The organism is Streptomyces sp. UH6, assembly GCF_013421635.1.
In the GTDB taxonomy this organism is placed as follows: Bacteria; Actinomycetota; Actinomycetes; order Streptomycetales; family Streptomycetaceae; genus Streptomyces; species Streptomyces abyssomicinicus.
Genome location: NZ_JACADT010000139.1, coordinates 1 through 9,002 on the forward strand (window position 1 = coordinate 1; position 9,002 = coordinate 9,002).

9 protein-coding genes and 2 pseudogenes are annotated in these 9,002 nt (G+C 72.2%); 3 read left to right on the plus strand and 8 right to left on the minus strand.

Annotation, left to right across the window (positions count from 1 at the left end):
* Positions 1–130: 130 nt before the first annotated feature.
* Positions 131–1,474 carry an ABC transporter substrate-binding protein gene (locus tag HW445_RS10360; protein ID WP_180220736.1) on the plus strand — a complete coding sequence of 448 codons (1,344 nt, stop codon included), beginning with the start codon at positions 131–133 and terminating at the stop codon, positions 1,472–1,474.
* A 199-nt stretch (positions 1,475–1,673) separates the two neighbouring features.
* On the opposite strand, the gene HW445_RS10365 is transcribed toward HW445_RS10360, so the two are convergent.
* From HW445_RS10365 to HW445_RS10375, 3 genes are all read right to left on the minus strand, one after another.
* Positions 1,674–2,516 (minus strand): esterase family protein, encoded by an 843-nt coding sequence (locus HW445_RS10365; protein WP_257230979.1) that lies wholly within the window; start codon positions 2,514–2,516, stop codon positions 1,674–1,676.
* A 138-nt stretch (positions 2,517–2,654) separates the two neighbouring features.
* Positions 2,655–3,314 (minus strand): GNAT family N-acetyltransferase, encoded by a 660-nt coding sequence (locus tag HW445_RS10370; RefSeq protein WP_180220738.1) that lies wholly within the window; start codon positions 3,312–3,314, stop codon positions 2,655–2,657.
* An 89-nt stretch (positions 3,315–3,403) separates the two neighbouring features.
* Entirely contained in the window at positions 3,404–3,892 is a 489-nt protein-coding gene (locus HW445_RS10375; RefSeq protein WP_308798803.1) for a GNAT family N-acetyltransferase, read from the minus strand.
* Between the two features lie 142 nt (positions 3,893–4,034).
* Between HW445_RS10375 and HW445_RS10380 the strand changes: the two are divergent.
* A pseudogene (locus HW445_RS10380) lies at positions 4,035–4,514 on the plus strand (GNAT family N-acetyltransferase); the annotation flags it as partial.
* Between the two features lie 66 nt (positions 4,515–4,580).
* Positions 4,581–5,105: pseudogene (locus tag HW445_RS10385) on the plus strand (AAA family ATPase); the annotation flags it as partial.
* 51 nt (positions 5,106–5,156) lie between these two features.
* Here HW445_RS10385 and HW445_RS10390 read toward each other — a convergent pair.
* The 5 genes from HW445_RS10390 to HW445_RS10410 form a co-directional block, all read right to left on the minus strand.
* The gene (locus HW445_RS10390) at positions 5,157–5,690 is read right to left on the minus strand and encodes a hypothetical protein (protein WP_180220739.1); all 534 of its coding nucleotides are present in this window, start codon (positions 5,688–5,690) and stop codon (positions 5,157–5,159) included.
* 12 nt (positions 5,691–5,702) lie between these two features.
* Positions 5,703–6,875: a GDSL-type esterase/lipase family protein gene (locus HW445_RS10395; protein ID WP_180220740.1), complete on the minus strand. Its 1,173-nt coding sequence runs from the start codon at positions 6,873–6,875 to the stop codon at positions 5,703–5,705.
* Between the two features lie 29 nt (positions 6,876–6,904).
* Positions 6,905–7,486: a TetR/AcrR family transcriptional regulator gene (locus HW445_RS10400; RefSeq protein ID WP_180220741.1), complete on the minus strand. Its 582-nt coding sequence runs from the start codon at positions 7,484–7,486 to the stop codon at positions 6,905–6,907.
* 148 nt (positions 7,487–7,634) lie between these two features.
* Positions 7,635–8,594, minus strand: a complete 960-nt coding sequence (locus tag HW445_RS10405; protein ID WP_180220742.1) for a DUF1152 domain-containing protein — start codon at positions 8,592–8,594, stop codon at positions 7,635–7,637.
* 55 nt (positions 8,595–8,649) lie between these two features.
* The coding region (locus tag HW445_RS10410; RefSeq protein ID WP_180220743.1) for a cupin domain-containing protein at positions 8,650–9,002 on the minus strand (353 nt) is incomplete at its 5' end.

Sequence of the window (9,002 nt, forward strand, 5' to 3'; positions counted from 1 at the left end):
TCGTCGCGCCCGCCGGCATCACCGGAACGGTCCGCAACCTGTGGCGGCGGCGCAGGGGCGCCGCGTGAGGGCCGCCACCGGACCCACGCGGCGGCGCCCCGGGCCGCACCACACCGAAGGAGGCACCACCGTGCAGCGCACACGAAGGTTCCGTCGCGCGACGCGACTCGTCGGGCTGCTCACCGCGGGCGCCCTGCTCGCCGCGTGCGGCGCCGGCGGGCGGCCCGACGACGGCGAGGGGAAGACCACGCCCGACGTCGGCATCACCGAGGACACCATCAAGATCGGCGGCCACTTCCCGCTGACCGGTGTCGCCGCCCCCGGCTACAGCGAGATCCCCAGCGGCCACAAGGCCTACTACGACTACGTCAACGCCAACGGCGGGGTGAACGGCCGCACGATCGAGTACGTGGTCAAGGACGACGCCTACAACCCGACCAACACCAGCACGGTCACCAACGAGCTGGTCCTCAAGGAGGAGATCTTCGGCATGGTGGCCGGGCTCGGCACGCCCACCCACACTGCCGTGGTCGACTTCCTGAACGCCGAGAAGGTCCCCGACCTGATGGTCTCCAGCGGCTCCCTGATGTGGGGCGACGACCCCGCGAAGCGGCCGTGGACCTTCGGCTGGCAGCCGGACTACATGATCGAGGGCAAGATCATCGGGCAGTGGGTCAAGGAGAACATGCCCGACGCCAAGGTCGGCCTGTTCCTCCAGGACGACGACTTCGGCCGCGACGGCGAGGCGGGCGCCCGCAAGTACATCGACGGCCAGATCGTCGAGACCGTCAAGTACACGCCCGGCAACACCGACGTCGCCCCGCAGCTGGCCAAACTCCAGGCCGCCGACGTCGACCTGGTCCTCGGCTTCAACGTGCCGTCCTACACGGCGCTCAGCCAGCTCACCGCCATGAAGATCAACTTCAAGGCGAAGTGGTTCTACAGCAACGTCGGTTCCGACCCGGCGCTGGTCGGCTCCCTGCTGGCCCGGTTCTCCGAGGGCAAGGTCAAGAGCAGCGCCGCCCTGCTCGACGGCGTCCTCACCACCGAGTACATCCCCGGCGTCGACGCCACCGACAGCGAGTGGCTGAAGCTGTGGCAGAAGGTGTGGGACGCCCACGGCGCGGAGGGCGAACTCACCAACTACCGCATCTACGGCATGTCCCAGGCCTACACCTTCGTCCAGGCGCTCCAGGCCGCCGGGGACGACCCGTCCCGCGAGGGCGTGGTCGCGGCGCTGGAGAAGGTCGGCGCCACCCTGGAGGGCCCCGGCCTCGCCCCGTTCCGGTACTCCGAGGACAGCCACCTCGGCATCTCCGGCATGGAGGTCGTCCGCCTGAAGGACGGCAAGGGCGAGTCCCTGACGCCCGTCCTGGTCACCGACATCGGTGACGCGCCGATCACGGAGGACGACTCGGCGGCGAAGGACGTGCCGCCGGCGAACGGCATCCCGGACGTCGAGCCGGCGTCCTGACCGGGGGAGTGGTGACGGCACCCGTCCCACCGCCGTCACCACTCCTCGCCTTCGCCGCCGTTCCGGAGCACGCTCCCCCCCCCCCGCGATCCGGCCGGGGGACCGGTCGGCCACGCATCCTGGGCGCGCAGCCGCGCGGCAGCCTCAAGTGACTCCGGTCCGCGTGCACGAGGACGGTGACGCGGGTGGTGCCGATCGATCAATCCTGGTTCGCCCGCCACAGCCACCGAAGAGCGTCCGGCAGCAGGACGCCGCCGTGGTTGGGGCTGTGTCCGCCGTCCCCCAGGACCAGTCGGAAGTCGTAGCCGGCTTCGGCGAGAGCGGCTGCCACGCGCAGGTTCTCGGCGAGCCAGTTCCCCTGCGGCTCGTTCCAGCGCAGGTCACGGTGGCCGGTTTGCATGAAGACGCGCAGCGGCTTGCGGGGGACGCGGGAGATGAGGTCGGGGTAGGGGTTGCCGTCCGGCATCTGCGCGAAGCTGGACAGGTATCCGATGACGCGGCGGAACTTGTCCGGACGCAGCCATGCGGCGGTAAGGGCGCAGTTGCCGCCGCTGCTCCCCCCGCAGATGCCCCACCTTTCCGGTGATCGAGCGATGGCCCAGCGCTCCGCGACCTGCGGGATGATCTCGGTGAGAAGGAAGGTGACGTACCGGTCGTCGAAGGCGTCGTACTCGTTGTTGCGGTTCTTCGGGTTCTCCGCATCGGGGAAGACGCCGGGATCGACGAACACGCCGATGGTGACGGGGATGTCGCCGCGGTGGACGAGGTTGTCCAGGACGATCGCGCCACGTACCTCCCCTGCGGGATCCAGGTACCACCATCCGTCCTGGAACACCATCAGGGACGCCGGTTCAGCCGGGTCGTACTGTGCGGGCACGTGTACCCAGAACCTCCGGAAGGTTCCCGGGTAGATCTCGCTGTCCCTCCACTCGAGCTCGACCGTCTCGCCGACGGGGACGCCCGGCCGTGGAGCGGAATCCGGTCCGTGGACGTAGCGCACGTCGGACTGGTCGATCGGAAGTGGCTGGTAGGGCATCTCCATGGTCACGGGGAACAACCGTAGAGCGACCACCACCCCTGGACGCAAGGGAACAACGTCCAGACGCTCCACCGCGCAGCCTCGGCGCGGGACTGGCGAGCCGCCGGTACGCCTGACGCTCGAACGGTCTCCGACGAACGATCACGGCCGGCCCGTGTCGTACCCGGCGGGAGGGAACCCCGCCGGATCCGGCGCCGGGTGCTGATCGAGGTCGAGCAGCATGTCGAGCGAGAGGGACCGGTCCGCCTCCGGGAAGGAGCCCACCGCTCGGAAGCCGTTCTTCTCGTAGTAGCGGATGGCGCGGGCATTCTCGGCGCGGACGCCGCCCCACAGGATGATCCTCGTCCTGCCGAGCAGCCGTGCGACCTCCGTGACGAGCGGGAGGACCAGCGTCCCGACGCCCCGGTCCTGGTAGTCGTCGGCCAGCGTGAGGCCGAAGCGGCAGTCGGTCGTCCCGGTGAGGCGGATGCCCGCGTCCTCGTAGCGCGCGAGGTCCGTCGGTGTCAGAGCGAGGCTGAACTCGAGAAGGCCGACGATCCTGCCGGACGACACGTCCTCGAGTACCAGCCTGAGCTTGTCGTAGCGCGCGATCGCGGCACACAGCTCCCGGGCGGTCGCGAGGTCGTACCCGTCGAACGTGCTGAAGCGCCGCGATGCGGGAGACATTGCCTCGAGGAACGCGGCCAGGCGCCCCGCGTCGGCGTGCGTGAGAGGGCGGAAGACGACGGCCGAACCGTCCGGGGCGGTGAGACGGCGAGTGAGGCACCGGGGGTCCTCGGCGATGTCCGTCAGCGTGAGCAACTCCGTCAGCCTCTCTGCCGGTCGGTGAACTCGGGCCGACGCCGGGCCTCGAGGTGGTGGACGTGGCTCGCCCGGAAGGAGGCGAGGGCTTACGACAGCTCCTTGCGCATGACGGTGCACATCGTCTCGTGGCGGCGCAGCGTTCCGTCGGGGGCCTGTTCGTCCCATGCGTCCGGCCGGCGGTCGTAGGCGCGGTAGCCCAGCCGCTCGTAGAGGGCACGGGCACGTGGATTGCCGTCCTCCACGCCCAGTTCCGCCTGCCGCAGCCCGCGCGCCCTGATGCGCTGTTCCGCGGCCTCGATGAGCACCGTGCCCACGCCGCAGGACTGCAGCGCGGGGTGGACGGCGAGTTGCCACAGCGTGCCCACGCCGTCCTTGGCCCGGTAGTCGACACCACCCTTGGCGATCGGAACACCGGCGCGGGCGCAGACGGCCAGATAATCGACCTCGCCGTGCCGTCTGCGGTCCAACTGCTGTGCGACGCCGGCGAGATGGTGGGCGGAGCCGGCCCATCCGCACGATGCCAGATCCGCGTGCACCAGGTCGCGCACGGTCAGCTCCAACGCGACAACGGTCACTTGCAGCACCTCCGCCTCGTCGGCATCCTCCCCCGTACCGGGTCGGTGCGCCACGGATTTCTCCGCTCCGAACCGTCTCCTCGCCGGACAGCCCCGCGCTGGAACGATGGGCGGGACACGCCAACGAAAGAGGTCGGCAACCATGAAGTACACGCCGGAGGGCGGCATCGCGGGCAGGACCACCTCGCTCGTCCCCGCCACGGAGGAGCACCTGCCGCTGCTCGCGACGTGGTTCGCGGACCCCGAGTTCGTCCGTGACTGGGGCGGACGGCCTCTCACCCGCGAGGAAGTGGCCGCCAAGTACACCGGAAGGCGGCGTCCGGCCGTCGTCCCGCTGCTGGTCCTCAAGGGCGCCGACCCCGTGGGCTACGCCCAGTACGTCACCGCAGGCCCTCGCGATGGCGGCATCGACATGGTGCTCCTGCCTCACGCGCAGGGCCGGGGCCACGGCCCGGACGCCGCCCGAGCCCTCGTCCGGCACCTCCATACCGTCGTGGGGTGGGACCGGGTGACCGTCGATCCCGAAGCGTCCAACCGCCGGGCCGTCAGGGCGTGGAGCAAGGCGGGCTTTCGTCCGGTCGGCACACGGGGGAGCCGGCTGCTGATGGAGTGCAGGTCCGCACCCGGCGGTCCGCCACGAGCGGCCGCGCCCGGGCCGATCCGGGTGCCGACGGGACTCGTGGTCCTTGTCGGCCCGCCGGCCTCGGGCAAGAGCAGCTTCGTCCGGGCCCTGATCGCGCGGGGGCACATCGACGAGGACGCCGTGGTGTCCAGCGACGAGATCCGCGCGGAGCTCTTCGTCACCTCACCTGCCGGCGGGAAGACCGACGCGGACGCGGCGGACGCCCGGATCTTCGAGGAACGTGACCGGAGGATCGCCGCCCGGCTCGCCGACGGACGGACAGCGGTCGCCGAGTCCACGAACGTGACCCCGCGGGCGCGCACCCGCCTCATCGCCCTCGCCAGGCGCTTCGACGCCCCGGTGACCGTGCTGCGCTTCGCCCCGGACCTCGGCGCTCTTCTCGAGCAGCACGCGGGGCGGGGCCGCACCGACGTCACCACCGCCGACGTCCACGCCTCCGCCGCGGTCATGGCCCGTCATGGCGGGGCCGGCCAACTGCGCTCCGAGGGCGCACACGCTGTTCACGACGTCCCCGGGCGCCGTCAAGGGGTCACTCCCGACGAGGCCGCGGCACGCTTCTCCTTCGCCTGACGGGCCGGCCGACGCCGAAGCCGCGGCGGTGCCGAGGGCGCGGCCCCGCCGTCACCCCTCGTCGTCGACGTGGCGGAGCACCGCGTCGGCCGGGATCCAGGGGAAGCGGATGCCCGGGAACCTCGCGGTCCACGGACCGCGCGGGTCGAAGGCGAGGACCGCCTCGACGAACGGCCGGGGCGGCAGGTAGCCGTGGTCGGCGACGTAGTGGCCCAAGAGCTGCGGGGCGGCGAAGGCGGTCCCGGGCGGGCCGGGGACCCGGATCTCACCGGTGCCCGCGCTCGGGCACAGCTGCCCGGGCCTCGGCACGTACCAGGGGTCGGCGGCGGGCAGCGATGCCGGGCACAGGCCGCACTCGTGGAGCCCCAGCACCTGGTTGACCCGCTGGGCATCGACGATCTCCAGCAGCCGGCGGGTGAAGCCGGCGGGGGCCTCCCCGGCCGGCCAGGGCCGGCTCCCGTCCAGCCAGCCGACGTTGAGCCGGTCGTAGGCGGGCCGGAAGCGGACGAAACGCATGCCGTCGGTGAGGTCGCCGAAGACCTCGTCGGCGGCGCCGGCGTACCGGCTCAGGTCGTCGTGGAACACGCGTGGCCCCCGTCACCGGCCGAACGGGCCCCGGGCGCCGAACGCCAGACGGGTGAAGTTCTCCGCGATGCGGCGGTGGCCCGCCGGGGAGGGGTGGATCGCGTCGGGGAGCGGGAGTTCGGCGTGGTCGTCCTCGCCGTACAGATCGAGGCCGTCGAGGAGGTGCAGATGGGGGTCGTCGGCGGACCGTTCCCGCACCACGCGGGCGAGCACGTCCCGGACGACGGTCAGCGTCAGGCGGCCGGCGGGAACCTCGGCCGGGTCGCCGGTGGCCTTGAACCGCACGGCGCCGTCGGCGAAGTCGGGCATCAGCGGGCCGGGAGTGTTCTCGTGGACGGGGCAGAGGATCGGCGAGACGACGAGCAGGGGCGTGTCCGGGTGGCCCTCGCGAAGGGTGTCCAGGAAGCCGTGCACCGCCGGGACGAAGGCCCGCAACCGCATCGCGTCGGTGTTGACGACGTTGATGCCGACCTTGAGGCTGATCAGGTCGGCCGGCGTGTCCCGCATGGCGCGGGCGGTGAACGGGTCGAGCAGGGCGCCGCCGCCGAACCCCAGGTTGACCAGCTCCACGCCGCCCGACGCGGCGGCCAGGGCGGGCCAGATCTCCGTCGGGTGGGCCGCGTCGGAGCCATGGCTGATGGAACTGCCGTGGTGCAGCCACACCCGCCGGCCACGGTCGGTGGCCGGCTCGACCGGGGCGTCGGTGCGCAGGGCGATCAGCTCGGTGATCTCGTGGTGCGGGAGCCAGATCTCGACGTCCTTGTCCCGCCCCGGCAGTCCTGCGAAGCGTGCGGTGCCGGGGGCGCCCTCCCGTACCTCGACGGAGCCGTCGGCCAGGTCGACGGTGCGGACCCGGCCGCCGGGAACGCCGGTCCGGCCGGCCAGGACGCCGTCGACCAGAAGGTCGTAGGCGCCGTCCGCCGGGGTCGGCGCGCCCCGGTAGGCACGCCTGGTGGGGAGCGCGTCGAGCTCCACCCGGGTGGCCCGGGTGCGGAACGCGAGCCGCACGCCGGACGGCTGTGCCTCGGCCTGGGCCAGCTGGTCGTCGGGTATCTGCCGCCTGGCCCACTCGGGCAGCCGGTGGGGCAGCAGGCCGTGTGCGGTGCGCTCCACGTCCAGGGCGCCGCGCAGGAGATCCGCGGTGACCGGGGTGGTGATCATCTCGTCGTCGCGGGAGGTGCTCATCGGGGTGCCTTCTCTCCGGGCGGGCGGGTTCAGGTGGCGGAAGCGCCCGCCGCGCGGCCGCGCAGCAGGGCGTCGAGGGAGTCGACGATCCATGCCCACGACTCCTCCGGGTCCACGGGCGTGTGGGCGAAGCCGCCGCTCAGCTCCAGCTCGACGTAGCCGTGGAAGACACCGCCCAGCATGCGCACGGCGTGGGTCCCCTCCGGCTCGGGCAGGTCGTAGCCGCGGAGGATGGCCCGCATCATCTGCGCGTGCCGCACCCCCGCGCTGGCCGCGGCGGTCTTCGGGTCCAGCCGGTAGCGGGCGGCGGCATAACGGCCGGGATGCTCGCGGGCGTAACCGCGGTAGGCGTCCGCGAAGGCGGCCAGGGCCTCCTTGCCCGCGCGGCCCGCGAGCGCGTCGGACGCGCGGTCCGCCATCTCCTCGAGCGCCAGGAGGGCGATGCGGGTCTTCAGGTCGTGCGAACTCCTGACGTGCGAGTACAGGCTCGCGACCTTCACACCGAAGCGGCGGGCGAGCTCGGAGACGGTGACCTGCTCGAAGCCCACCTCGTCCGCCAGCTCCGCCCCGGCCCGGGCGAGGCGCTGCGGGGTCACTCCGGCACGGGCCATCCGGATCCTCCTCCTGTGCGGGCGCGGACGCACGGTGCTGCTGCGTGTGTGTGTTGCGACATCCATTATGCAGCAACCTAAAAGGCTTAGGAAACGGGTCGCGTCCGCGTCGCAGGGAGCCGCCCCCTCCCGCGGAGGAGGGCGGCCGTCAGTGCGGGAAGCCGCGCGGCGGTCTGGTGATCACCGTGTCGCGGAACTCGGCGACACGGGAGTGGATCTGCCGCATCAGGTGGGTCTCCTCGATGCGGTCCAGGTAGAGGCAGCGGGCCGCCAGGGCGGGCAGTTCGAAGGCGAAGTACAGGGACATCAGCGGATTCACGAACAGCTCGCTGCCCCTGGTGCGCTCGGTGAACCGGACGTCGCCGAACTCGCCGCGCACGGCGGCGGCGATCGACCCGTTGACGATGCTCGGGTACTGAGGGACGTGGTGCTGGGCGTACGCCACCGCGTCGAGGTACAGGGCGCCCTCCCGGGTGGCGCGGGAGATCGAGAACGCGCCCAGATATCCGCCGTCGCGCTCCAGCGCGGCGATGTTCTCGAGGACCTGCACGTGGTTGACGCCGTGGTAGGCGTCCACCCCGAAGCCGACCGAGACCACCAGGCGGACCGGCACCTCGTCCAGCGCGGCCAGGGCCGCCACCGAGGCCATGTCCTCCTCCGGGGTGCCGAGCCCCGCCTCGTCGCCGCGCATCAGGATGTCGGTGCCGCCGTCGACCAGCACCACCGCGTCGATGCGGTGCAGGTCGATCAGCGCCCGGTAGGCGGCGCGCAGCGGTCGCACACCGGTCCGGGGGAAGGCGTACACCGTGGAGGGGCAGCCGTGCAGGTCGAGCCACCGGGCGAGGGTCCGCTCGGGGAAGTAGTCGCCGGGGAGGACGGAGTCCGGGGTGACGGCGGCGAGGTCCTCGGCCACCCAGTCGTCGAGGGGCAGCGCGGTCAGCTCGGTGAAGGAGAGGTTGGCGAGGTACACCTCCTTGCCCTGGTGCAGCAGGGCGAGCGCCAGGGGCAGCCCGGCGTATATGTCGAAGCCGCCGCCCGCGCCGGCGACCAGGACGCGTTCGGAGCCGTCGAGCCGGGCGAAGAGGGGATTGGCGTGAAGGGACGTCATGGCGCGCAGTCTGGACGACGGAGCGCCGCGCCCGCCACGGAGTTCACGGCCGCGCTCAGGCGTCGTCCCGCTCGCGCCCTCCCCGGCGCTCGTCGTCCCAGACGGCGCTCGGCAGGAAGTAGGTGTCGTACACCTCCTGCACCTCCAGCAGGCTCTCCGGGGTGACCTCGCCCAGGGCGATGCGCCGCAGGTGGCGGAAGTACTCGAAGCGTTCGACGCCGGGTGTGATGACGATCAGGAGGTCGGCGTCGCCACCGGGTTCCGCGGCGAAGGCGTGCGGCAGGCCGGGCGGGACGACGACGAGGTCACCCGTCCCGGCGGTGAGCACCTCGTCGCCGGACAGGATCCGGGCGGAGCCGGAGAGCATGAAGAACATCTCGGCGGAGTTGCCGTGGCGGTGCGGCCGGG